The following is a 25661-nucleotide window of genomic DNA, read 5'->3' on the forward strand; positions in this document are numbered from 1 at the left end:
ATGGTCCGGCAGACCTAGCGCGGCAAGCGCGGTCTGTCGATCACCCGGCCGCGATGGCCTCGACCTCGACCTTGAATTCGGGGCGGGCAAAGCCGGAAACGATCATCAGCGTCGAGGCCGGCGCGGGGCTGGAAAACAGCCGGTCGCGGACATCCATATAGGGCCGCAGATGCGCGCGATCGGTGACATAGGTGTTGATGCGCACGATATCCCTCAGACCCAGGCCGGCTTCGCCGAGAATCGCCGCGATGTTTTGAAAGCAGAGTTCGGCCTGCGCGCCGGCGTCTTCGGGAATCTGGTCGTCCGCGGTGATGGCGACCTGACCCGAGCACAGCACCAGCCGCTTGCCAGCCGGCACCTCGACGCCGTGGCTGTAGCGGGCAAAGGGCGGCTTGATCGACTTCGGGGTGAGGAATCTGAACATGGCAATCTCCTGGATGCCGTCAGCCTAAAGCCGGACCCACTACACCTTCAAGATGGCGGTGCATGTTGCCCGGGCGATTATGGACAGCCGTTCAAAAAATAGGCACGATGCCTTCCGTACAGCATGACCCGTCCGCGCTTGGCATGGCAACGTCTTTCAAGCGGGCGGCCCCGGCGCCAGACGCCGGTGGCATGTGTCTTGCTTCTTGAATCTTTGGTGTCGAGCCTGGCGCGTGGCGCGCCGGAGCAAACAGAGGGTGGTGTCGATGTACGGAAAACAGAAGATCTCGGTGGCGATTGTGGCCCTGCTTGCAGCCAGCACGCTGGGTGCTGCTGCGAATGAGAAAGTCACCTTCGGCACCAACTGGTTGGCCGAGCCGGAGCATGGCGGATATTACCAGTCCGTGGCGGACGGCACCTATGCCGCCTGCGGCCTCGACGTCACCATTATGCAGGGCGGTCCGCAGGTCAGCGGCCGGCCGATGCTGCTGGCCGGCAAGATCGATTTCTACATGGGCGGCAATCTGCTGTCGGCTTTCGATGCCGTGCAGCAAGGCATTCCGATGCGGGTGGTGGCGGCGGATTTCCAGAAGGACCCGCAGGTCATGATGTCCCATCCCGGCGAAGGGCTCGACAAATGGGAGGACCTGAAGAACGCCGACCAGTACATATTGGGTGACGAGGGCGTGCAGACCTTCTTCCAGTGGATGGTCATCGAACTCGGCTTCGATGCCTCCAAGCGCGCGCCCTACACCTACAACACCGCTCCCTTCCTCGCCAACAAGAAGTCGATCCAGCAGGGCTACGTCACCTCCGAGCCGTTCGCGGTCAAGAAGGAAGGCGGCTTCGTGCCGAACCAGTTCCTGCTCGCCGACTATGGCTGGGATACCTACTCGACGACGATCGAGGTGATGCAGGACACGATCGACAAGAAGCCGGAGGTGGTCCAGTGCTTCGTCGATGGCTCCGCCAAGGGCTGGTACAAATATCTCTACGGCGACAACAAGGCCGCCAACGACTTGATCAAGAAAGACAATCCCGACATGAGCGACGAGCAGATCGCGTTCTCGATCGAGCAGATGAAGAAGTTCGGCCTGGCCGATTCCGGCGACACCGAAAAGCTCGGCATCGGCGCCATGACCGACGAGCGGATCAAGAGTTTCTACGACAAGATGGTCAAGGCCAAGGTCACGCCAGCCGGCATCGACATCAAGAAGGCCTACACGCTGACCTTCATCAACAAGGGCGTCGGGCTCGAGCTGAAGAAATAGGCCGGTCCCGGCATGATAAGGGAAAAAGTGGCGCCAGCGCCGGCTGTGTCGGGTACGGCCCCGACGCTTCTGGCGCTGCGCGGCGTCGGCAAGGTATTTTCCAACGGCGTGACGGCGCTCAGCGACGTCGACCTGACCATCCGGGAAGGCGATTTCCTCAGCCTGCTTGGGCCGTCGGGGTGCGGCAAGTCGACGGCGCTGCGGCTGATCGCCGGCCTGTCGACGCCGACCTCCGGCGTGCTCGACTGGCGCGGCGGCGGCTCGCTTGACCGTTCGAACATCGGCTTCGTCTTCCAGGAGCCGACGCTGCTGCCCTGGGCCAATGTTTTCGACAATGTCTGGCTGCCGCTTCGGCTGAAAGGCATTTCGCGCGCCAAGGCGACACCGGCGATCACGGAGATGCTGGCGCGGGTGCACCTGACCGGTTTCGAAGACGCGGTGCCGCGCGAACTGTCCGGCGGCATGAAGATGCGCGTCTCGATCGCGCGGGCCATGGTGACCAAACCGCGCGTGCTGCTGATGGACGAACCGTTCGCGGCACTCGACGAGATCACCCGCTTCAAGCTCAACAACGATCTCCTGGAACTGTGGCAGGACGAACGCTTCACCGTCGTTTTCGTCACCCACAGCGTCTTTGAAAGCGTGTTCCTCTCCAACCGCGTCGTCGTCATGGCGGCGCGGCCGGGCAGGGTGTTCGACGAACTCGCCATCGAGGCCACCTATCCGCGCGACGAGGCGTTTCGCACCTCGCCCGACTACGCGGCACTGTGCCGTCAGGCCTCCGATGTGCTGGTCAAGGCCATCAATTCAACAGCAGGCGCGCATCATGACGGCCATTGACGAGCGTGTGCTCAAACTCGACCCCGAGGAAGCACGCCGCGTGCGCCAGGAGCGGTTCGAACGGATCGGCCGCTGGGTGCTGCCGCTGGCGATCATGATCCTGGCGATCTGGCTGTGGGATCGCATCTGCGTGTGGAACGCGATCCCGCAATACATCCTGCCGCGTCCCGGCGTGGTGCTGTGGACACTCTACAACGATGCCGGCCTGCTGTTTTCCTCGCTGCTGGTCACCTTGCGCATCACCTTCCTCAGCCTGGCTCTGGCCGTCATCGGCGGGGTCGGGCTGGCGGTGCTGTTCGCGCAGTCGAAATGGGTCGAGATGTCATTCTTCCCCTTCGCCATCGTGTTGCAGGTGACGCCGATCGTGGCGATTTTCCCGCTGATCAACATCTATGTGAACGACCAGACGACCAAGCTTCTGCTGTGCGCCTGGATCGTCGCCTTCTTTCCGATCCTGTCCAATACCACGCTTGGCCTCAACTCCGTCGACCGCAATCTGCGCGATATGTTCAAGCTCAACGGCGCGACGCGTTGGCAGCAGTTGCGCTATCTCAGGCTGCCGGCGGCGATGCCCTATTTCCTCGGCGGATTGAAGATCGCCGGCGGCCTGTCGCTGATCGGCGCCGTGGTGGCCGAATTCGTCGCCGGCACCACCGGCCAGTCCTCTGGCCTTGCCTCGCGCATCATCGAGGCCGGTTACCGGCTCAACGCGCCGCGGCTGTTCGCGGCGCTGTTCCTGATCTCGCTGACCGGCATTTTGATCTTCCTCGTGCTGTCGCTGATTTCGCATCTCATTTTGCGGCGCTGGCACGAAAGCGCACTGAAGCAGGAGCGCTAGGCCCTTGATTCCGAACACAGGTTCATACCGGCTCGCCAATGTCAGGCTTCACGCATCCCTGACCCCAGGCCTTGGCGCTGCTCTCGACAGGGATGGCTTTGCGCTTGCCGACGTCACTATCGCGGACGGCAAAATCGCAGGCATTGCCGCCCACGGTCGTGCAGCGCCTGCTGATGCCGTCGATCTTGGCGGCCGCATCGTGCTGCCATGCTTCGTCGACTGCCACACGCATATCGACAAGGGCCATATCTGGCCGCGAAAGCCCAATCCCGACGGCACGTTCTTGGGCGCGCTGAATGCCGCCGGCGCCGATCGTGTGGCACGCTGGAGCGCCGAGGACGTTGCGAAACGGATGGATTTCTCGCTGCGCTCAGCCTACGCCCATGGCACCAGGGCAATGCGCACGCATCTCGACAGTGTCGCGCCGCAGGAAGAAATCTCCTGGCCGGTGTTCGAGACGATGCGCGAGGCATGGCGCGGCCGCATCGAGTTGCAGGGCGCCTGTTTGCTCGGCATCGAAGGCGTACGCGACAAAAAGTGGTTCGACAGGCTGGCAAAGAGGGTTGCCGCGGCAAAGGGCGTGCTCGGTGTCGTCACCTATATGGTGCCGGACCTCGAAGAACTGCTCGACCATGTCTTCGCGCAAGCGATCAAGCATGGCCTCGATCTCGATTTCCATGCCGACGAGACCGATGACATCTCCGCCATATCGCTGAAGAAGATCGCCGAGGCCGCTCTTTGGAACGGTTTCGAAGGAAAGATCCTCGTCGGCCATTGCTGCTCGCTTGCGCGCCAGCCGGACCTCGACGTGCTCGACACGCTGGACAAGGTGGCGAAGGCAGGGCTAGCCGTCGTTTCATTGCCGATGTGCAATCTCTATTTGCAGGATCGGCGCGGCGACGGCACCACGCCGCGCTGGCGTGGTGTGACGCTGCTGCACGAAATGAAGGCGAGGGGCATTGCGGTTGCCGTCGCATCCGACAATACGCGTGACCCATTTTATGCCTATGGCGATCTCGACATGCTGGAGGTTTACCGCATGGCGACGCGCATCCTGCATTTGGACCATCCGGTCGCCGACTGGCCGCAAGCGGTCACCGCGACGCCGGCCAAGGTGATGCGGCTTGATGGCTTCGGCACGCTTGCCGCCGGCGGCGATGCCGATTTTGTCCTGTTCAAAGGCCGAAGCTGGACGGAATTGCTCTCGCGGCCCGAATCGGATCGCATCGTGGTGCGCGGCGGCAAGGCGATCGACCGGCAATTGCCCGACTATGCCGAACTCGACGAACTGATGGTGGAATGATGGACGTTTCGGCGCTCAAACGCGATCTTGACGGGCTCAAGGTCGACGACAATCCGGCCATCGTCCAGCAGAAGAGCCGTGACTTCTACTGGTACAGCCCGGTGCTGAAGCAGCAACTGGACCATGTCACCGGCGATCTGATCGTGACGCCGAAGAACGAGGCCGAACTGATCCGCGTGCTTGCCGCCTGTCATCGCCATGGCGTGCCGGTGACACCGCGCGGCAGCGGCACCGGCAATTACGGCCAGGCGATGCCGCTCTCCGGCGGCGTCGTGCTCAACCTTGCCGAGATGAACGAGATCAAGTCGATCGCCCCGGGTCGCGTCGTGACCGGACCGGGGGCCATTCTGGCCGATATCGACAAGGCAACGCGAGCGCATTCCGGGCAGGAACTCCGGCTATCGCCCTCTACCTACAACACCGCTTCGATCGGCGGCTTCATCGCCGGCGGTTCGGGCGGCGTCGGCTCGATCAATTTCGGTGGCCTGCGTGATTTCGGCAATGTGCTCCGGCTGCGCGTGGTGACCATGGAGGCCGAGCCGAAAGCGCTCGAACTCACCGGCGAGGATCTGCACAAGGTGACCCATGCCTACGGCACCAACGGCATCATATCGGAGGTCGAGATGCCGCTGACCGCGGCTTATGAATGGATCGACGTCATCGTCGGCTTCGACGCTTTCATGGATGCGGCCCGCTATGGAAATGCACTGGCGTGCCAGGACGGTATCCTGACCAAGCTGATCACGCCGATAGCGGCACCCGTGCCACAGCTTTATTTCAAGCGGCACCAGAAATTCCTGCAGCAGGGGCAGAGCATCTGCGTCGTCATGGTGGCGCGGCATGGGCTGGACGCTTTACTGGCCTTCACCGGCCGGGCCGGTGGCGAGGTGATCTACAATGCCGCAACCGCAACGCTGGACGAAAAGAAGGGGCTGCCGCCGGCCTATGAGCTGGCCTGGAACCACACGACGCTGAGGGCGCTGCGCGTCGATCCTTCGATTACCTATCTGCAGTCGCTCTATCCCTTTCCCAACCAGCTCGCGTTGGTCGAAAAGATGGACAAGATGTTTCCGGGCGAGGTTTTCTCGCATCTGGAATTCGTGCGGCTGGACGGCAACATCACCTGCTTCGGCCTGCCGCTGGTCAAGTTCACCAGCGAGGCTCGGCTCGACGAGATCGTGCGCCTGCATGAGGAGAATGGCTGCCCGATCTTCAACCCGCATCGCTACACGCTGGAAGAGGGCGGCATGAAGCAGACCGACGCGGTGCAGCTCGCCTTCAAGCGCGAGACCGATCCGCAAGGCCTGCTCAACCCCGGCAAGATGATCGCCTGGGAGAACCCGGACTACGACTACCGTTCGGGTCGGACTTTTTTGTTCAAGGGGCTGCAGAGAGTGGGATGAGGAGAGGTTTGCGCTTGAGTACCCCCCTCTGTCCTGCCGGACATCTCCCCCGCAAGGGGGGAGATTGGCAGCCTTTGAGTCGCGACCATTCTGCGGCGTCGACAGTTAGCGAAAGCGATACGGCAGTCCGATCTCCCCCCTTGCGGGGGAGATGCCCGGCAGGGCAGAGGGGGGTGCCTCGCACTGACCTAGGGGATATTCCCCTGTGAACATCCTCGTCCTTTACGCCCATCCGGTCGAGACCAGCTTCAATGCCGGCCTGCACCGCATGATCGTAGAGCGGTTGACGGCGGCGGGCCATACGGTCGATGACTGCGACCTCTACGCGGAGGATTTCGATCCGCGGATGACGCGGCAGGAAAGGCTGGACTACCACAATCCGCGCGGCGCCGCTGACGCTGCCGCACCTTATGTCGAACGCCTGCTGCGAGCCGATGCGCTGGTGCTTTCCTATCCAGTCTGGAACTATGGCTTTCCAGCGATACTGAAAGGCTTTTTCGATCGCGTCTTCCTTCCCGGCGTGTCGTTCAAGCTGGTCGACGGCATGGCGCAGCCGTCGCTGCACAACATACGCAAGGTTGCGGCGGTGACCACTTATGGCGGCAGCCGGTTCCGCGCCATGCTGATGGGCGATCCGCCGCGCAAACTGATCAAGCGCATGCTGCGCGCCACCGTCAAACCGGGCGCGCCGGTGACCTACCTCGCGCACTACGCGATGAATCTCTCGACCGATGACACACGGCGGAAATTCATTGCCAAGGTCGCGGCCAGCATGGATGCCTTCTGATGCGTGCGCTGGTGGTCTACTGCCATCCGGTGCCCGACAGCTTCTGTGCGGCCATTCGCGACAGCGCCGTCGAGGTGCTGATGCGACGAGGCTGGGAGGTGCGGCTGCTCGACCTCTACGCCGATAAATTCGACCCGGTGATGGGTTGCGACGAGCGACGCTCCTACAATGACCAGGCGCCGCAGGACCCGGCGCTGAAGCCGCATTTCGAGCTGCTCAACTGGGCCGAAGCGATCCTGTTTGTATATCCGACCTGGTGGTACGGACTGCCGGCGATGCTGAAGGGCTGGCTCGACCGGGTGTGGGCGACGGACGTCGCCTTCAAGCTGCCGGCCGGCAAGGGGCGGATCAAGTCGCTGATGACGCATGTGACCAAGGTCGGTGTCATCACCACCTGCGGCGCCCCGACCTGGTGGAGCGTCGTCGTCGGCCAGCCGGGACGCAAGACCCTGCTGCGCGGCATGCGGGCGCTGTGCGCGACGCGCTGCCGGACGTTTTTCCTGGCGCACTATTTGATGGATGCCTCGACGCCGGCAACAAGGGCGGCGTTTCTGGCGAAGGTGCGGGCAAAGCTGGAGCGGTTTTGAGAAGCGGGGTCTCGTAGGGCGCTATCCCCACCCCGTCCCGCAATCTCCGCTCTGCTCCGACCGCGAGCCGACCCTCCCCACAAGGGGGAGGGTAAGAGGCGCTACATCTTCACCCGCTCGGCCTTCGGATCATACATCGGCTTCAGCGAGGCTTCCGCCGCAAAGCGCTCGCCGGCGATCTCGATTTCGTAGGATGAAGCCAGCACATCCGCTTCGCTCTCGCCCTCGGATGGCACATAGCCTAGCCCGACCGCGCCGCCGAGATGATGGCCGTAATTGCCTGAAGTGATCGGGCCGACGATCTTGCCGTCGCGCAGGATCGCTTCGTTGTGGAAGAGCAGGGGCTCTGGATCCTTCAGGCGGAACTGGACGAGCCGGCGTGACAGGCCGGCTTCCTTCTTGCGCAGCACGGCATCGCGGCCGATGAAGTCGCCCTTGGCGGTCTTCACCGCGAAGCCAAGGCCGGCTTCCAGCACATTGTCTTCATCGGTGATGTCGTGGCCGAAATGCCTGAAGGCCTTTTCGATGCGGCAGGAATCCAGCGTGTGCAGGCCGCAGAGCTTCAGGCCGCCTTCGGCGCCGGCCTCATCGATCGCCTCGAAGACATGAGCCGCCTGGTCGGTCGAGACATAGAGTTCCCAGCCGAGTTCGCCGACATAGGTGACGCGGTGGGCGCGGGCCAGGCCCATGCCGATCTCGATTTCCTGGAACGTGCCGAACGGATTTTTATCATTGGAAAAATCGTTGGGGCTGACCTTCTGGATCAGCTTTCTTGCGTCCGGGCCCATCAGGCAGAGCACGCTTTCGGCCGCCGTCACGTCGGTGACGACGACGAACTCGTCGGCGACGTGCTTGCGCAGCCAAGCCAGGTCGCGCTGCAGCGTGGCGCCGGGGACGACGAGGAAGAAAGCCGTTTCCGACAGCCGCGAAACCGTCAGGTCGCTCTCGATGCCGCCGCGCTGGTTGAGCATCTGGGTGTAGACGATCTTGCCCGGCGCGACGTCCATGTCGTTGGCGCACAGTCTTTGCAGGAAAGCGCTGGCGTCGCGGCCCTCGACACGGATTTTGCCGAAGGAGGTCATGTCGAACAGGCCGACGCCATTCCTGACCGCGAGGTGTTCTTCCCGCTGGTTGTCGAACCAGTTCTGGCGCTTCCAGGAATAGCGGTATTCGCGCTCCTGGCCCTCGCGAGCGAACCAGTTGGCGCGCTCCCAGCCGGCGACTTCGCCGAACACGGCGCCGCGCACCTTCAGATGCTCGTGCAGCGGCGAACGCCTGACATTCCTCGAGGTCGCCATCTGCCGATAAGGGAAATGGTCGGCATAGAGCAGGCCGAGCGTTTCGGAGACGCGTTCCTTGAGATAGCGCCGGTTCTTCTGGAACGGCTGGGCGCGGCGGATGTCGACTTCCCACAGGTCGAACGGGGCTTCGCCGTCATTGATCCACTGCGCCAGCGCCATGCCGGCGCCGCCGGAGGAGACGATGCCGATCGAGTTGTAGCCGGTCGCCATCCAGTAGCCGGACAGCTCCGGCGCCTCGCCGAGATAGTAGCGGTCGTCGGGCGTAAAACTCTCAGGACCGTTGAAGAAGGTGTGGATGCCGGCGGTTGCCAGCATCGGCATGCGGTTGACGCCCATTTCGAGGATCGGCTCGAAATGCTCCATGTCCTCCGGCAACTGGTCGAAGCAGAAATCCTCGCGGATGCCGTCCATGCCCCAGGGTTTTGCCACCGGCTCGAAGGCGCCCAGCATCATCTTGCCGGCGTCCTCCTTGTAGTAGGCGCACTCGTCCGGCACCCGCAGCACCGGCAGACGGGTGAGGCCGGGGATCGGTTCGGTGACGAGGTAAAAATGCTCGCAGGCATGCAGCGGGATGGTGACGCCGTTCTGCGCTCCCAGTTCGCGCGCCCACATGCCGGCGCAGTTGACGACGATGTCGGCTTCGATCGTGCCTTGGTCTTCGCCCTGTGCCCAGGACACGCCGCTGACGCGGCCGGCCTTGGTATGGACCTTGGTGACCTTCACATTCTCGACGATGGTGGCGCCGCGCTGGCGCGCGCCCTTGGCCAGCGCCATGGCGATGTTGGCGGGGTCGCACTGGCCGTCGAGCGGCAGATGAACGGCGCCGACGACATCGGAAACATTGAGATGCGGGTACATCTCGCTGACTTCCCTGGGCGAAATCTCGCGCACGTCGACATCGAAGGCACGCGCCAGCGACGCTTGCCTGTAGATCTCGTGCTTGCGCTCCTCGGTCAGCGCCACGGTGATCGAACCGACCTGGCGCATGCCGGTGCCGACCTCCGTCTCGGCCTCCAGCTTGACGTAGAGGTCGGCGGAATATTTCGCCAGCCGGGTCATGTTCTGCGAACCGCGCAACTGGCCGATCAGGCCGGCGGCGTGCCATGTCGTGCCCGACGTCAGCTGTTTGCGTTCGAGAAGCACGATATCGGTCCAGCCGAGCTTGGCCAGGTGATAGGCGACCGAACAGCCGGAAACGCCGCCGCCGATGATGACCGCTTTTGCTTTGGCGGGAACTGCCTTGGCGGTCATGCTGCCTCGCGACGGTAGCTGGAAGCAAAGCGGCGCAGACGACGTGCAGCTTCCCGCAGCACGGGTTCGGGCTGGCAGAGGCTGATGCGAATGTGGCCGGCGGCCGCCTCGCCGAAGCTGGAGCCGGGCATCACGCCAACCTTTTCGTTGTCGAGCAGGGCCCAGGCGAATTTCTCGTCGTCCGGTTCGACGGCCGAGATGTCGAGCATGACATACATGCCGCCCTCCGAACCGCGCACGGTGACATCGTTCATGCCGCGCACGGCATCGAGCAAGACGGTGCGGCGTGCCGCGTAACGTTCGGCGATCTCCTTGACGCCGTAACGGTTCTCCAGCGCCTCGGAACAAGCGATCGAGATGAAGGCCGGCAGGCCGTAGGTCGTCACCAGATTGAGATTGATCATGAGTGTGATCATCTCCTCCGGCCCATTCAGCCAGCCCATGCGCCAGCCGGTCATGCCGTGGCTCTTCGACATCGAATTGATGACCAGCGTGCGCTCGGCCATACCTGGCAGCGAGCGCGGCGAGACGTGCTCGCCGCCGCCGAGCGTCCAGTAGACTTCGTCCGACAGCAGCCAGAGGTCGTGCTCCCGGCAGACTTCTGCCAACTGCTCCAGCCGCTCGCGCGAATAGACAGCACCTGTCGGATTGTTCGGCGTGTTGATCAGGATGGCGCGCGTGTTCGGCCGGATTGCCGCGCGGATCATGTCGGCACGCGGCTGGAAGCCATCCTCGGCCGGTGTCTCAACGACGGTGAAATCAGCGCCTGCGGCGCTGAACGTGTTGGGATAGGTGGCATAATAGGGCGCCACGACGATGGCGTGATCGCCCTGGTCGAGCACGCCCTGCACGGCGGCGTAGAGTGCGGCCTGGCCACCCGGTGTGGCGATCACCTGATCCGGCGACGTCTCGACGCCGGTGCAGGCGGTCGAGGCCGCCGCCATCGCCCTGCGCAGGCGCGGCAAGCCGGGAAGCGGGGTGTAGTGATGATTGCTGCCGCGAACCGCGGTCACACAGGCTTCGATCGTCTGCGAGGGCGTGTCGAAATCATGGTCGCCAACCGACAGCATGATGATGTCTTCGCCGGCCTCCTTGCGCGTCCAGGCGGCGAAATGGACTTCCCAGCCGTCCTTGCCCGAAGGCACGATGCCGGAAATACGCGATGATGGTCTAGGCATGCAAAACTCCCGAAATTTCGTAGCCGGCCTGTTCGAGCCGGTCGCGCAGGGCGGCGATGTGCGGCGGTCCGACTTCGCAGCAGCCGCCAACGATGCTTGCCCCAGCCTCGACCCAGCCGATCGCCTGGTCGGCATAGGCATCCGGGCCAAGGTCGTGACGGGCGTGCAGCACATCGACGGTGCCGCCGTGCTTGAGTGCTTCGGTTGAAGTGAAGCCATTGGCGTAGGCGCCGACCGGGCCGCCGAGGTCGATCAGTTCAGGCAAAGCCGCGGCGATTGCTTCCGGCCGGCAGCAATTGACCAGCCGCGCGGCGACTGCCAGGCCATCGAGCGCGCCTGCCGCGGCGGCTATTGTCTCGCCGCTGCGCAGCCGTGGCTTGCCGTGGTCGGCCAGCGTCCACGACACCCATACCGGCTTGCCGCTTTCCGATGCCGCGGTGACCGCCGCGCGGGCTTCGTCCGCCGACGCCATGGTTTCACACAGGAACAGGTCGACGCCATCGGCCTGCTCGGCAACGATGCGGCGGTAAATATCGAGCGTGTCCTCGAAGGAAATGGTCAGTGCCGGTGCATAGCTGCCGAAAAGCGGCGACAGGCAGCCGGCGATGGCTGCATCGCCGGCCTCGTCGCGGGCCTGCCTGGCCAATTCGATGCCGCGCTTCTGCAATGGCTTGAAGAGGTCTTCCGCGCCCTCGCGCGCCAGGCGTTCGGGTGTCGCAGAATAGGTGTTGATGGTGATGACACGTGCGCCGGCACGGATGAATTCCGCGTGCAGGTCGCGCACCAAATCGGGTTCGTCGATCAGCACCCTGGCCGACCAAAGCGGTGTCGGCTCGGATTTGCTGCGGCGGACCAGTTCCTGGCCCATCCCGCCATCGGTGAGGATGATTTTCTTCATGCGCGCAGCCTTTCGTTCTTCGGATCCCACAGCGGTTCATCCTTCTGCACGATCGCCTGAAAGCGGTCACCGAAGATTTCGACCTCGACTGATGTACCTGGTTCGGCCAGGTCGGCGCGCAGCATGCCGAGTGCGATCGACTTGTCGATGCGATGACCCCAGCCGCCCGACGTCGTCTCGCCGACGATCTTGCCGTCATGCCAGAGTGTAGAAACTGACGGAGCGTCGCAATCGCCGGGGTTTTCCACCACCAGCGTGACGAAGCGCTTCTTCACGCCTTGCTGCTTTTCGTTCTGGAGTGCCGCCTTGCCGCGGAAGTCGGGCTTGTCCCATTTGACGAAGCGCTCCAACCCGCCCTGCAGGATCGAATAGTCGGTCGACAGGTCGCCCTTCCAGGTGCGGTAGCCTTTTTCGAGCCTGAGCGAATCCAGCGCATACATGCCGAACGGCTTCAGCCCATGCTGTTGTCCCGCCGCGCAGATGGCATCGAAGATGGCGGCGGTGTCGTCGATCCTGGTGTGGATTTCCCAGCCGAGTTCGCCGGCGAAGGAGACGCGCACGAGCTTGGCCCAGCGGCCGGCGATCTTCGTTTCCTGATGCGTCAGCCACGGCAAAGCGAGGTCGGCTTCGCAGACATCGGCGAGGATTTTTCGCGAGTTGGGGCCGGCCAGGATCTGGGTGGAAAATTCCTCGGTCCGGTCGATCAGCTTGAACGGGGCGTCCTTGGGCAGGCGCGATTTCAGCCATTCGAAATCATGCCATTGGGCGACCGCCGCGGTGATCAACGTCATCACGTTCTCGTCGTGGCGCACGACGGACATTTCGGTGACGATGCGGCCCTTGTCGTCGGCAAAATAGACGAGACCGATGCGGCCGGGTTTTGGCACCAGCCCGGTGACCTGCAGGCTCAGCCATTCGGCAGCGCCCGGACCCTCGAGGTTGAAGCGCGAGAAACCCGGCAGGTCCAAAATGCCGGCGGCATCGCGCACCGCCAGGCATTCATCGCGCACGCGATGATGCCACGGTCCGTCGCGGCGGAAGGTCAGCGTCGCTTCCTCTGAAATATCATCGCCCTCTTGCGCATACCAGGTGGCGCGCTCCCAGCCATTATAGGCGTCGAAGCGGCCGCCGAGCGCCTTGATGCGATCGTGGATCGGCGACAGCTTGCGGTCGCGGCCTTCCGGCCAGGCATGGCGCGGGAACTGGATGGCGTATTCGTTGCCGTAGATCTCCATGCCCTTGGCGACGCAATAGTCCGGCGCCGCGGCAAAGGAGGTGAAGCGGCGCGGGTCGCATGACCACATGTCCCATTCGGTCTGGCCCTCTGTCACCCATTCGGCCAGCACCTTGCCGGCACCGCCGCCCTGGGCGATGCCGAAGGTGAAGACGCAGGCCTCGAAGGCATTGGGAACGCCGGGCATCGGGCCGATCAGCGGATTGCCGTCCGGCGTGTAGGGGATCGGGCCATTGATGATCTTGGACAGGCCGGCGGTGCCCAGGATCGGCACGCGGGCGACGGCGTCGGCCAGATAATGTTCGAGCCGGTCGAGATCGTCGGGGAACAGCTGGAAGGAAAAATCCTCCGGCATCGGGTCGTTGTGGGTGGCCCAATGCGCGCGGCAATTGCGCTCATAGGGGCCGAGATTCATGCCGTTCTTCTCCTGGCGAAGATAGTAGGAGGTGTCGACGTCGCGCAGCAGCGGCAGTTTCTTCCCCTGTTCCTTCGACCATGCCGCCAGTTCGGGAATCTCCTCGAACAAAATGTACTGATGGCTCATCACCATCATCGGCACGTCGCGGCCGAACATCCGGCCGACTTCGGCGGCGCGGTAGCCGGCGGCATTGACGACGATCTCGCAGCGGATCTCACCTTGTGCCGTCTCGACCACCCATTCGTCGTTCTCACGGCGCACGCCTGTGACCGGGCAGAAGCGGATGATCTTCGCGCCCATGTCGCGCGCACCCTTGGCCAGCGCCTGGGTGAGCTGCGCCGGATCGATGTCGCCGTCGCTCGGGTCGTAGAGCGCGCCTTTCAGGTCATGCGTCTCGATGAAGGGATAGCGACGCTGGATCTCGTCGACACCGACAATGTCGATGTCCATGCCCTGGTAGAGGCCCATGCCCTTGGCGCGCTGAAATTCCTGCATGCGCTCTTTCGTGTGGGCAAGGCGCAGCGAGCCGGTGACGTGATAGTTCATGGGATAGTCGACCGCGTCGGCCAGCCCGCGATAAAGCTCGGTCGAACAGCGCTGCATGTTCATCAGCGACCAGGACGAGGAGAAAGTCGGCACGTTGCCAGCGGCATGCCAGGTCGAGCCCGAAGTCAGCTCGTTCTTTTCCAAGAGCACGCAGTCGGTCCAGCCCGCCTTGGCGAGATGGTAGAGCGAGGAGGTGCCGACGGCACCGCCTCCGATGATCACCACGCGCGCCGTGCTCGGCAAACCCGCCATGTTCTTCTCCAAACTTGAACTCAATAGACGGGTGGTGAAACCACCCAGATGACAATTGCCGGCTCGGCACCCGGATTGCGCCAGCGGTAGGGCTTGCCTTCGAAGCGAAAGGAGTCGCCCTCGCCAAGCCGATGCCAGACACCTCCGATCTCGATGTCGAACAGTCCGGACGCGACGTATCCGGCTTCCTCGGTCGGCCGCTGCGCCTCGGCCTTCAGTTCCGCGCCCGGCGCGAAGACCGAACGCACCATCTCGAAGCTACCGCCGAGATCGGGCGACAGAAGCTCCTCCACCAGGCCGGATTCGCTTGTGCCAAGCGTGCGGCGCCTGCCGGCACGCACGACCACGCCGCGCTCGCTTTCGACAGGCACGTCATGGCTGAAGAACAGGCTGATCGGCACGCCGAACAGTTCGGCGAAGGCTCGGAGGTCACCGAGCGATGGAATCGACAGGCCGCGCTCGACCTGGCTGACCCAGCCGACCGAACGGCCAAGCTTCAGGCCGATCTCGGCGAGCGTCAGCCCGCGCGCCTTGCGCAGGGCCCTGATATCGCCGGCCAGCACGCGTTCGTCAGGTCCCTGCAATGTTCTTGCGGTAGTCGAAGGCAAAACGCTCTCTTCATGAAAAAATACCGTCAAATTTCATGAGAAATCAAGCTCATGAAAAAATCAAGTAGATTTTCACGGATGCACAAGATTTGCTTGCGCGATTTTGACGGTTCATGCAAAGGCTCCGCCGAGAGCGGCGAGTGGGGACGTCCGATCGAGACAAAGGGTAAGGGACGGCCCATGCTGGAAAATAACCCCCGAATCGCGGGCGATGCCGAGATTGTCGACGAGGCGATCCTGTCGCGCCGTTCGGTGCGCGCATTCCTGCCCGACATGGTCGACGACGACACCATCCGCGCCATTCTGGCGGTTGCGGCGCGCGCCCCATCCGGCACCAACATGCAGCCATGGAAAGTCTATGTCACCAAGGGCGAGAGCAAGCAGCGGATATCAGACGCCATTCTCAATTCCGGCATTCGCGCCGAAAAAGCCGATTGGGACGAGTACCGGTATTATCCCACCCAGTTCTTCGAGCCGTATCTGACCCGCCGCCGCGCCAACGGTTTCGGCCTCTATGGCGCGCTCGGCATTGGTCGCCGCGAGGTCGACAAGATGCGCGCCCAGCACGACCGCAACTTCGTCTTCTTCGACGCTCCGGTCGGCATGATCTTCACCATCGACCGCCGCCTCAACCAGGGCTCGTGGATCGACTACGGCATGTTCCTGCAGAACATCATGGTCGCAGCTAGAGGCAGGGGTCTGCACACCTGTCCGCAGGCGGCCTTCGCGCCCTATCACCGGCAGATCAGGCCGGTGCTCGACATTCCGGACGAAGAGATCGTCGTCTGCGGCATGGCGGTTGGTTACGAAGATACGTCAAAGCCTGAAAACGCCTTCCGCACCGACCGCGTGCCGCTGGAAGAGTGGGTGACGTTCAGCGAGTAAGCCAGCCAGCTTCATTCCGTGTTCATCTGTGCGCCGTGGCCGCTGACATGGACGCCGTCTTGCGGCGTCAGCTTGAGGTAGGCAAGCAGCGCGCAGAGCGTGATGACGCCCTCGATCACGAACAGGATGCGAAAGTCGTCGGCGACGGCAGGGCCGCCGCCCGCCAGAAACGACAGTGCCGCGGCGGCCAGGCCAACGCTGATCGCCACTGCCAGCTGCCATAATATGTAATAGAGCGCGCTGAAACGGGCGAGCTGCTCGGGCGCGATGTCGGAATAGGCGAGGTTGCCGGTCGAGGCCCATTGCGCGGAGCGGAAGACGCCGAAGACGAAGATGTAGGTGAGCACGATCCATACCGGCGTCGTCGCCTGCATCAGCGCGAAGCCGGCAACCAGGGCGGCGACGATGGGCGTGTTGTAGACCAGCACGCGGCGAAAGCCGAAACGGTTGAGGACACGCGGCATGAAGAACCGCATGGCCACGGAGCCGACCGCGGCGACGAAGGTCAGCGATCCCGCCTGAACCGCGCTCATGCCGAAGCCGAGCTGGAACATCAGCGGCAGCAGGAAGACGACGGAGCTGAGGCCGATCGTGTCCAGCCCGCCACCGGTGAGGAACGAAATGCGGAAGGTACGGATGCGCAACAGCTTGAGATCGAGCAGCGGATTGCGCACGCGCAGGCAGTAGAACGAGGCGATGGTCAGGATAACGAGCGCCAGCGCCAGTTCGGCGGCGATGATGCCGCCCGCGGCATCCTTGGCGGCAAGCGAATCCATGCCGAAGACCAGCAGGACCATGCCGCTGCCGACCAGCAGGAAGCCCGGAAAATCGAACGGCGTGCGCACCGGCTTGGTCATCGTCGGAAACAGCGAGGCGGCAAGAATTGCCGCAGCCAGCGCGAACGGCACGTTGATGAAGAAGATCCAGCGCCAGGAAATGTAGGTGGTCAGCGCGCCGCCGACGAGCGGACCGACCAACGGTCCGGACTGGCCGGCCAGCGAGATGTACATGTTGATCTTCAGCGTTCGGCTGCGCGGAAAGGTCGACAGGATGACGACCTGGCCGAGCGTGCCCATCAAGGCGCCGCCAAAGCCTTGCAGCGCGCGGGCGCCGACCAGCGTCCAGATGTTGTCGGACAGCCCGCAGAGCGCCGACGAGGCGGCGAACACCAGCAAGGCAAAGCAGTAGACGTTGCGCAGTCCGAAGCGGTCGGCGGCCCAGCCGCCAAGCGGCATCGAGATGATCAGGCTGGCGACATAGACGGTAATCAAGAGGCCGAGCTGGCTGGGCGGACGCCCGAGGCTTTCGCTGATGCCCGGCAGCGCGGTCACCACGACATTCTGGTCGAGGCTGGTCATGAACACGCCGCAGGCGACCGTTAGCGGCAGCAGGAGCAAGGCTCTGGCCGGCACATCGGCGCAATCCGTGGCGCCGGCGGATAGTTCTGCGGTCATGGAGATGTTCGAACCAAACGAATGTGCCGACTCTGAGACGGGATTTACCCCTTGGACCGGCCTGGCGGTCATGTTTCCAACCATGAGCGCCCGAGGCGCGATTCTCTAGCGGCAGAACCGGCTGGCGTTGATGCCAGAAGTGACGCGGCGCCCTGGCCGACAGGGCGCCTACTGCACCTCGTAGCCGACTTCCTCGCTGGCATGGCAGAGCGCCTTCCAGAACGAGCGTGCGAATGAGCGGAAGACATAGATGTCGAACTGGTCGGCGCCGGTGCGCTGGATCTGGGCGAAGATGTCGTGATGGGTGGTCGAGCGGCCGGCGCCGATGGGAAAGGCCGGCAGCGAAAAGTCGATGGCGAAGAATTTCGCCAGCACCCATTCAGCCTTAGGCCCGGCAATGCGGATGGCGGTGCGGCCATGTGAAAGATCGGTCACGGTGCCGATGGCCGGCGTTACCACTTTGGCAAAGGCGGGGGCCAACCCTTCGGCCTCGTCGGCGATAGTGAACTTTCCCGGCGCGAAGCCGAACACCGATTTCACGCCGTCGCTCAAGCCGCCGCCTGCGCCATCGGGCAGAGCAAGCCCGGTGACGGTGCGGATGGCTGCTATCAGCTTCTTCTCCTCGCCGGGCCACGCTGCCAGCTGCACGATCGAGCCAGGCCGCGTCTCGGTCAGGATGATCTCGACGCCATGCTCGAAATTGCCGTGTGAGCCGACGTGAAATTCCGGTTCGAGTGGCGACAAGGGTTCGGGTGACTGGCGCTCAACCATGCATGCGGCTCCCGTCCGGATCGAAGAAGTGGTTGGAGACGATCTCGACCGGTCCAAAGCGGTTGCGCAAGGGATCGGAGACATGGGCGCGCGTGCCCTGCCGTGCCTTGCCGCCCTTGACCAGCGCCAGCGCGATATGCTTGCCGAGCGCCGGCGAATAGCAGCAGGCGGTGATATGGCCGATGGAGTCGTGCGGATTGGCTTCGTCAACCTCCTCGACGATGTGGGCGCCACCGTTGAGTGGCCGGTTATCGAGGGCGATCAGGCCGACCAGTTCAAGGCGGTCCGATGCGATCAAGCCTTCGCGGTCCATCATCGCCGAGCCGATGAAAGGCTTCTTCTTCGACAGCATCCAGTCGAGATGCAGGTCGCGTGCCGTGGTGCGGCCGTCGATCTCGGCGCCGGTGACATGGCCCTTTTCGATGCGCATGGTGCCCAGTGCCTCGAGCCCATAGGTGGCCAGCCCGAACGGCTTGCCGGCTTCAATAAGCGCTTCCCAGACATGGGTGCCGTGGCCGGCGCCGGAATAGACTTCGAAGGCCATTTCACCGGAGAAGGACAGCCGGCAAATCATCACCGGCACGCCTGCTATATCGCCACGCACGATGCCCATGAAGGGCAAGGCGGCGTTGTCGACCGACGTGCCGGTGACACAGGCGGCGAGGATCTGCCTGGCCTTCGGCCCGCCGATCGCGGCACCCGCCCATTCGTCGGTCACCGAGGTCACGTGGACTTTCAGCTCCGGCCAGATCACGTCGAGGAAATACTCCAGATGCTGCATCACCTTGCCGGCATTGGCCGTGGTGGTGGTCATCAGGAAATCCTGATCGCCGAGCCGCCAAGTGGTGCCGTCGTCGAAGGCTAGGCCGTCCTCGCGCAGCATCAGCCCGTAGCGTGCCTTGCCGGCGGCGAGCGTCGAAAACATGTTGGTGTAGACGCGGTCGAGGAATGCGGCGGCGTCAGGGCCTTGCACGGCAATCTTGCCCAGCGTCGAGACATCGACGATCCCTGCGCTTTCGCGCGTCGCCTTGGCTTCGCGCACATAGGCCTGCTCGACCGTCTCGCCGGCATGACCGTAGATCATCGGCCGGTACCAGAGGCCGGCGGAATACATCGTCGCGCCACTGGCCAGATGCCAGTCATGCATCGGAGTCAGCCGCTCGGGCTTCAGGTCGCCAAAACGCTCGGCCGCCAGCGAGCCGATCGACACCGGTGCAAAGGGCGGCCGGAAGCGCGTCGTGCCGACCTCGGGGATCGGCTTGCCCAGCGCTTCGGCCATGATTGCGAGGCCAGGCACGTTGGAACTCTTGCCCTGGTCGGTCGCCATGCCGAGCGTGGTGTAGCGTTTCAGATGCTCGACCGAGACGAAGCCCTCGCGGTGGGCCAGCCGCACGTCCTCAGCCGTGACGTCGTGCTGGAAATCGACAAAGCTCTTGCCCTTGGCCCTGATCTCGAACACCGGGGCGGGATCGGGATCGCCGGGCACTGCTTCGACGGTCGGCAGCATGGACGGTGTGCTCTGCCCGCCGGCGGCGGCGAGGCCGGCGGCGCGGCCTTCGGCGATGGCTTCGGTGGTGGAAAAACTGCCGGTGAAGGCACCGGCGCCGATCCATTGCTGTGGGGGCCACTTTTGTGTCGGCTTCGGCGGCAGAAAGGCTTGCCGGGCGGCGTTCCATTCCGCCTTGGCACCGGCCTGGCTGGCCAGATGGATGGTCGGCGACCAGCCGCCCGACATCAGCAGGCAATCGGCATGGATGCTGCGTGCATCACCGATGAGCGTGCCGTTGGTCATGTCGAAGCGCTGCAGTTTGAGGCCGGACAGCGCCTTGCCGCCTTCGGTGGCGACGACGGCATGGCCAGCGAAGATCTCGGCCTCGGCTTCCGCGGCCAGCTTGCGCATCTCCGGCGAAAGTTCCGGCCTGACATCGGCGATGGCGACGACCGCGGCACCGGCCTTCTTCAAGGCGACCGCCGCCCGATAGGCGCTGTCATTGTTGGTGAACAGTGCGATCCGCTCGCCCGGCAGCACGCCGAATTCGTTGGCGTAGCGCTCGGCGGCATGCGCCAGCATCACACCGGGCCTGTCATTGCCGGGGAAGACCAGCGGCCGCTCGAACGCACCAGTGGCCAGGACCACGGATTTGGCGCGGATCGCCCAATAGCGATGGCGCGGCTCGCCCTTGCCTGGCTGATCCTTATGGTCGCTGACCCGTTCGAGCGCGGCAAGCGTGTTGTTGTCGTAGTAACCCCAGACCGTGGTGCGCGGCAAAAGGCGGACATTGTCTCGGCCTTCGAGCTGGGCGACCGTGCGACGGGCCCAATCGGCGGCAGGCGCGCCGTCGATCGTTTCATCGGACCAGTTGGCCGAACCGCCGAAACGCGGCTCGAGATCGGCCAGCATGACGCGGGCGCCCTGATCGGCGGCAGCCTTGGCGGCCATCAGGCCGGCGGGGCCGGAGCCGACCACCAGCACGTCGCAAAAGGCGTTCATGCGTTCGTAGCGGGCCGGGTCCTTTGCCGATCCGGCGCTGCCGAGGCCGGCGGCGCGACGGATGAAGTGTTCGCAGAACATCCAGAAGCGCGTGCCTTTGAGCGGACCGAACACCGGTCCCATGAAGGTCTTGTAGTAGAACCCGGCCGACAGGATCTTGCCGCCGAGCTGGTTGACGGCGTTGATGTCCCAGGCAAGCGAGGGAAAGCGGTTCTGGCTGATGGCAACCAGGCCGTCATGGATCTCGACCATGGTCGCTGGGATGTTGGGTTCACGAACCTCGCCCTTCAGCACCGTCACCAGCGCGTTGGGTTCCTCGACGCCGGCTGTGAGCAGGCCGCGCGGGCGGTGGTATTTGAACGAACGTCCGTAAAGCGTGACGCCCTTGGCCAGCAGGGCTGACGCCAGCGTGTCGCCGGCATGGCCGGTGTAGGCCGCGCCATCGAAGGTGAAGCGGATGGTTTTCAGCCGGTCGATGCGGCCGCCGGTGTCGGTGCGGCGCGGGCTCATGACTTGTCCTCCGCCTTGCGGCGCGCGGCGGAGCCATGATCGCCGCGCCCTTGATGATCACCGCGCACAAAAGCAACGCTGGAAATCTCATGCGTCAGCGTGTTGCGCACGACGCGCAGATGCGTGCGGCAACCGCCGGAATGCTGCCAGATCTCGTTGTGATCCCCGGCCGGGTTCAGCCTGTCATAGACATAGGCGTTCCACGCCTCGAAATTCTGCGAGGCGGGGTCGGGGCGCTCACGGTTGCCGTCACCCTGATAGGTGAACTCGATGACGTCGCGCGGGCCGCAATAGGGGCAAGTGATCAACATTGAACTCTACCTAATGCCTAATGCAGCCGCGGGTTTGCACCCTGGCCCTTGTCGTCGATCACCAGGCCGCGGTGGAAGCGGTCGAGGGTGAAGGGGGCGTTGAGATCGTGCGGCTGGTCCTTGGCGATGGTCCAGGCGAAGCACCAGCCGGAAGCCGGCGTCGCCTTGAAGCCGCCATAGCACCAGCCGCAGTTGAGATACATGCCGGGCAGGGGGCCGGTGGTGATGATCGGCGAGCCGTCCATCGACATGTCGCAAACACCGCCCCAGGAGCGCAGCATGCGCACGCGCGCAAGGCCCGGAAACAGCGCCAGCATTTCGCTCATCACCTCGTCGACGACGGGCAAATTGCCGCGCTGGGCGTAGCTGTTGTAGCCGTCGATGTCGCCGCCATAGATGAGGCCGCCCTTGTCCGACTGCGACATGTAGAAATGGCCCATGCCGAAGGTGACGACCGTGTCGATGAAGGGTTTCAGCGATTCGGTGACGAAGGCCTGCAGCACATGGCTCTCGATCGGCATTGTCTCGATACCGGCAAGCTGCATGACACGCCCGGTGCTGCCGGCGACCGCAACGGCCACCTTCCTGGCGCGGATGTCGCCACGGGACGTCGTCACGCCTGAAATGCGGTCGCCGTCGCGCAGGAAGCCGGTGACCTCGCAGTTTTCGATGATGTCGACGCCGCGACGGTCGGCGCCGCGCGCATAGCCCCAGGCCACCGCATCATGGCGGGCGGTGCCGGCGCGTCGCTGCATCAGGCCGCCAACCACCGGAAAGCGCGCGCTGTCGGAGATGTCGAGCGCCGGAATCAGACGTTTGATCTCAGCCTTCGTCATCAGTTCGGCATCGACGCCGAGATGGCGCATGGCATTGCCGCGTCTTGCATAGTCGTCGAACTGGGCCGGCGTGTGCGCCAGGTTCAGGCAGCCGCGCTGCGAGAACATGACATTGTAGTTGAGCTCGTGCGAAAGGTTTTCCCACAGCTTCATCGAGTGTTCGTAGAAGCGGGTGTTGGCCGGCAGCAGATAGTTCGAGCGCACCGCCGTTGTGTTGCGGCCGACATTGCCGGAGCCGAGCCAGCCCTTTTCCACAACGGCGACATTGGTGATGCCGTGTTCCTTGGCAAGATAATAGGCGGTCGCCAGCCCATGACCGCCGCCGCCGATGATGATGACGTCATAGGACGCCTTCGGGTCCGGCTTGCGCCATGCCGGCTTCCAATCCTTGTTTCCCTTGAGCGCGTTCGCGAGCAGCGAAAAGGCCGAGTACTCTGCCATTGATGTCATCCGGTTCGGGCGATGCGGCAGACTATAGAGCAGGCCGCACCGGCAAAGCCAATATTGCGCCATCGCCTTTCGACTGGCCGACGCATCGGTCAGGGGATCAATGGGGTCTGGGCTCAATGAGAGTCAGGATCAGTGAGGTCAATGATCGGATGAGTCCGCGATGCGACGGCTTGCCCCATGATAGGGCCGTCTTTATCAAGGACAGGCTTTCAAATTGCCTTCGCCGCCGATGAGTCGCCAACAAATCATGCTTTTCCGATTGCTTCGTCTCATTTTGATCCTCACGCTTGTCGTCTCGGCGCCGCTGTCGTTCGATGCGGTGGCACAGGGGCTTGGCCAGGCGCCTGCCGGACTGGTCGCCGACCAGCAGAAGATCATCCAGGCGCTGACGACCAAGACCGACAATTTCGAGAAGCAGATACAGCAGGACGGCGAGGAGGATAGCAGCCTTGTCGATATCCGCTTGCAACTCGAGGAGCTGTCGCGGCAATCGCTGAACAGCGCACTGGCCTTCCGTACGCGTCTTGGCGAGATCAACAGCCGTCTTGAGCAGCTTGGCGCGGCACCTGCCGCGGGTCAGCCGCCGGAGCCCGACATCGTCAGCGGCGAACGCGAGGCGCTGGTGTCGGAAAAGGCGGAGATCAATGCCGTCATTGCGCAAGCCCAATCGCTTTCGATCCGCATCAGCGGGCTGATCGACAAGATCGGCAACATGCGCAGCGAGCTGTTCCGCAATGTGCTCACCAAGCGCTATGTGCTGTCCGACGCGCTCAGCCCGCAGGTCTTTTCGGACGCCAGGGACGAATTCGGCAATTTCTACAAAGCGGTGTCGTCATGGCTAAGCTTCGCTTTCAAGTTCAAGTTCCAGGCCATTCTGGCGGCAACCTTCGTGGCGCTCGGGCTGGCGCTGGTGCTGCTGGTCGGTGGCCGGCGCCTGTTCGGGCGCGTGTTCGAAGCCGACCCTGCCAATGAGGATCCATCCTATCTCAGCCGCTTGTCGGTGGCCTTCTGGTCGACCTTGCTGCCGACGCTGGCGGTTGGCGTGTTCTTGGCCTCCACGGTGTTCTTTTTCAACTATTACAATGTGTTGCGTGGCGACATCGGCCTCTTCCTGAATGCGCTCGCGGCCGTCATCGGGGTGGTGTTCTGCGTCAACCGATTGACCAATGCGGCGCTCGAGCCGCGGCTGCCGAATTGGCGCCTTATCCCCGTCGAGACAGGTCCGGCGCGCTGGCTGGTGCGGCTGACGACCGCCATGGCCGTGGTCATCGGCGTCAATTATTTCCTGTCGGTCATCAACGACAAAATGGGCTCGCCGCTGTCGCTGACCATCGCCCGCAGTTTCGGCGCCACCATCATCGTCGGCGTCATCCTGATCCTGATGGCGATGCTGAGGCCGTTCAAGGCGCGTGACGGAAGCTGGCGGCCTTGGCCGGCATGGCTGCGCTATACGGCGCTTGCGCTCGGTCTTTTCACCATCGTCGCGGCGCTGCTCGGTTACATCGGCCTTGCTCTGTTCGTTTCGTTGCAGGTCGTCGTTACCGGCACCGTGCTGATCACCGCCTATATCGGCTTCCTGTCGGCGCAGGCGATCGGCGAGGAGGGTGCTTTCGCCAACACGACCGTCGGGCGCTGGCTGTCGGCCAAATCCAGCTACGAGGATACAGCCCTCGACCAGCTCGGCCTTGTCGTCAGCGTTGCCATCAATGTGATGATCGTGCTGGTGTTCCTGCCGTTGATCCTGCTGATGTGGGGTTTCCAGCCCGGCGATATCCAGGCCTGGGCCTACAAGCTCGCAACCGGGATCAACATCGGCTCGGTGACGATCTCGGTCACCGGCATCCTCTCCGGCATCGTCGTCTTCGTCATAGGCTATTTCCTGACACGCTGGTTCCAGGGCTGGCTCGACGGTTCCGTGATGGCGCGTGGCAAGGTCGATACCGGCGTGCGCAACTCGATCCGGCTGGCGGTCGGCTATGCCGGCGTCGCGCTCGCGGCACTGGTCGGCATCTCGGCGGCGGGCATCGACCTGTCCAGCCTGGCGCTGGTCGCCGGCGCTCTTTCCCTCGGTATCGGCTTTGGCCTGCAGAACGTGGTGTCTAATTTCGTTTCCGGCCTGATCCTGTTGGCCGAACGGCCGTTCAAGGTGGGCGACTGGATCGTTGCCGGCGATGTCAGCGGCACAGTCAAGAAGATCAGCGTGCGCGCCACCGAGATCGAAACCTTCCAGCGGCAATCGGTGATCCTGCCCAACTCGAACCTGATCAACAATGCCGTCGGCAACTGGACGCACCGCAACAAGCTCGGCCGCATCGACATCAAGGTCGGCGTCGCCTATGGCAGCGACGTCAAGCAGGTTCATGCCGTCCTGCTGGAGATCGCCCGCAGCCACCCGATGGTGCTGAAGAACCCCGAACCCTTCGTGCTGTTTTCCAATTTCGGCCCTGCCGCCCTGGAATTCGAGATCCGCGTGTTCCTGGCCGATGTGATGAACGGCAACATCGCGCAGAACGACATCCGTTTTGCCGTGCTTGAAAAATTCAGCAGCGAACACATCGAGATGCCCTCGACGCCACGCGCCGTGGTCGAGGCCCACAAGCCCAAGGCCTGGCCGACAGACGACGACAAGATCGAGGCCGACTTCGCCGAACAGGAGCAGGTGAAGGCCGAAGCCGAGGCGGAGAAGAAGCGACTAGTCAAGTCCCGCAAAACCAGGAAGCCAGATCCGGACTAGGCTGGGAATCGGTGGGTCTCAACCATCGAAAGCCGATTGCGGCATGAATGGGGCATTCAGTTGCGGTTCAGCTTCCATCTC

Annotated in this window: 20 protein-coding genes; 9 read left to right on the plus strand and 11 right to left on the minus strand. The window is 63.5% G+C overall.

All coding sequences use genetic code 11. The features are described 5' to 3' along the window. Positions 1–40 precede the first annotated feature (40 nt). Complete coding sequence (locus tag NKI66_RS07100) at positions 41–424, minus strand: RidA family protein (protein ID WP_023812356.1); 384 nt, start codon at positions 422–424, stop codon at positions 41–43. Positions 425–689: 265 nt separating this feature from the next. Here NKI66_RS07100 and NKI66_RS07105 point away from each other — a divergent pair, with 265 nt between their 5' ends. From NKI66_RS07105 to NKI66_RS07135, 7 genes are all read left to right on the plus strand, one after another. Beyond that, positions 690–1694 carry an ABC transporter substrate-binding protein gene (locus NKI66_RS07105; protein WP_352720094.1) on the plus strand — a complete coding sequence of 335 codons (1005 nt, stop codon included), beginning with the start codon at positions 690–692 and terminating at the stop codon, positions 1692–1694. Between the two features lie 12 nt (positions 1695–1706). After that, complete coding sequence (locus NKI66_RS07110) at positions 1707–2534, plus strand: ABC transporter ATP-binding protein (protein ID WP_023812354.1); 828 nt, start codon at positions 1707–1709, stop codon at positions 2532–2534. Continuing rightward, positions 2521–3372, plus strand: a complete 852-nt coding sequence (locus NKI66_RS07115; RefSeq protein WP_023812353.1) for an ABC transporter permease — start codon at positions 2521–2523, stop codon at positions 3370–3372. The genes NKI66_RS07110 and NKI66_RS07115 overlap by 14 nt, the downstream gene beginning before the upstream one ends. A 4-nt stretch (positions 3373–3376) precedes the next feature. Next, positions 3377–4675 carry a cytosine deaminase gene (locus NKI66_RS07120; protein ID WP_023812352.1) on the plus strand — a complete coding sequence of 433 codons (1299 nt, stop codon included), beginning with the start codon at positions 3377–3379 and terminating at the stop codon, positions 4673–4675. Then, entirely contained in the window at positions 4675–6078 is a 1404-nt protein-coding gene (locus NKI66_RS07125; protein ID WP_031213523.1) for an FAD-binding oxidoreductase, read from the plus strand. The genes NKI66_RS07120 and NKI66_RS07125 overlap by 1 nt, the downstream gene beginning before the upstream one ends. Positions 6079–6283: 205 nt before the next feature. Beyond that, on the plus strand, positions 6284–6865 hold the full coding sequence (locus tag NKI66_RS07130) for an NAD(P)H-dependent oxidoreductase (protein WP_023812350.1): 582 nt from the start codon (positions 6284–6286) through the stop codon (positions 6863–6865). Continuing rightward, positions 6865–7452, plus strand: a complete 588-nt coding sequence (locus NKI66_RS07135) for an NAD(P)H-dependent oxidoreductase (RefSeq protein WP_023812349.1) — start codon at positions 6865–6867, stop codon at positions 7450–7452. The genes NKI66_RS07130 and NKI66_RS07135 overlap by 1 nt, the downstream gene beginning before the upstream one ends. A 101-nt stretch (positions 7453–7553) precedes the next feature. Here the strand turns inward: NKI66_RS07135 and NKI66_RS07140 are convergent, their stop codons facing one another. Genes NKI66_RS07140 through NKI66_RS07160 form a run of 5 tightly spaced genes read right to left on the minus strand, consistent with a single transcriptional unit; the run spans position 7554 to position 15138 of the window. Continuing rightward, positions 7554–10004 (minus strand): GcvT family protein, encoded by a 2451-nt coding sequence (locus NKI66_RS07140; RefSeq protein ID WP_023812348.1) that lies wholly within the window; start codon positions 10002–10004, stop codon positions 7554–7556. After that, on the minus strand, positions 10001–11182 hold the full coding sequence (locus NKI66_RS07145) for a pyridoxal phosphate-dependent aminotransferase (RefSeq protein WP_023812347.1): 1182 nt from the start codon (positions 11180–11182) through the stop codon (positions 10001–10003). The genes NKI66_RS07140 and NKI66_RS07145 overlap by 4 nt, the downstream gene beginning before the upstream one ends. After that, positions 11175–12080: a homocysteine S-methyltransferase family protein gene (locus NKI66_RS07150; protein WP_023812346.1), complete on the minus strand. Its 906-nt coding sequence runs from the start codon at positions 12078–12080 to the stop codon at positions 11175–11177. The genes NKI66_RS07145 and NKI66_RS07150 overlap by 8 nt, the downstream gene beginning before the upstream one ends. Then, positions 12077–14530 (minus strand): GcvT family protein, encoded by a 2454-nt coding sequence (locus NKI66_RS07155; protein WP_352751324.1) that lies wholly within the window; start codon positions 14528–14530, stop codon positions 12077–12079. The genes NKI66_RS07150 and NKI66_RS07155 overlap by 4 nt, the downstream gene beginning before the upstream one ends. Positions 14531–14550: 20 nt before the next feature. Further along, entirely contained in the window at positions 14551–15138 is a 588-nt protein-coding gene (locus NKI66_RS07160) for a helix-turn-helix domain-containing protein (protein ID WP_502895354.1), read from the minus strand. A gap of 180 nt (positions 15139–15318) precedes the next feature. Between NKI66_RS07160 and NKI66_RS07165 the strand changes: the two genes are divergently transcribed. Beyond that, positions 15319–16023, plus strand: coding sequence for a nitroreductase (locus tag NKI66_RS07165; protein WP_023812343.1), 705 nt, complete (start codon positions 15319–15321; stop codon positions 16021–16023). 11 nt (positions 16024–16034) lie between these two features. On the opposite strand, the gene NKI66_RS07170 is transcribed toward NKI66_RS07165, so the two are convergent. The 5 genes from NKI66_RS07170 to NKI66_RS07190 all read right to left on the minus strand — a co-directional run bounded on the left by NKI66_RS07170 (position 16035) and on the right by NKI66_RS07190 (position 22837). Next, on the minus strand, positions 16035–17477 hold the full coding sequence (locus tag NKI66_RS07170) for an MFS transporter (RefSeq protein WP_023812342.1): 1443 nt from the start codon (positions 17475–17477) through the stop codon (positions 16035–16037). 168 nt (positions 17478–17645) lie between these two features. After that, complete coding sequence (locus tag NKI66_RS07175; protein ID WP_023812340.1) at positions 17646–18248, minus strand: sarcosine oxidase subunit gamma; 603 nt, start codon at positions 18246–18248, stop codon at positions 17646–17648. Further along, a complete protein-coding gene (locus NKI66_RS07180; protein ID WP_023812339.1) occupies positions 18241–21249 on the minus strand; it encodes a sarcosine oxidase subunit alpha in 3009 nt (1002 codons plus the stop codon). The genes NKI66_RS07175 and NKI66_RS07180 overlap by 8 nt, the downstream gene beginning before the upstream one ends. After that, positions 21246–21560 (minus strand): sarcosine oxidase subunit delta, encoded by a 315-nt coding sequence (locus tag NKI66_RS07185; RefSeq protein ID WP_023812338.1) that lies wholly within the window; start codon positions 21558–21560, stop codon positions 21246–21248. Before NKI66_RS07185 ends, NKI66_RS07180 begins: the two co-directional genes overlap by 4 nt. 17 nt (positions 21561–21577) lie before the next feature. After that, complete coding sequence (locus NKI66_RS07190) at positions 21578–22837, minus strand: sarcosine oxidase subunit beta (protein ID WP_023812337.1); 1260 nt, start codon at positions 22835–22837, stop codon at positions 21578–21580. 256 nt (positions 22838–23093) lie between these two features. Here NKI66_RS07190 and NKI66_RS07195 point away from each other — a divergent pair, with 256 nt between their 5' ends. Then, a complete protein-coding gene (locus tag NKI66_RS07195; RefSeq protein ID WP_023812336.1) occupies positions 23094–25580 on the plus strand; it encodes a mechanosensitive ion channel family protein in 2487 nt (828 codons plus the stop codon). The last annotated feature ends 81 nt before the right edge of the window (positions 25581–25661 follow it).

The organism is Mesorhizobium sp. M0518, from assembly GCF_040321125.1.
Lineage (GTDB): Bacteria > Pseudomonadota > Alphaproteobacteria > Rhizobiales > Rhizobiaceae > Mesorhizobium.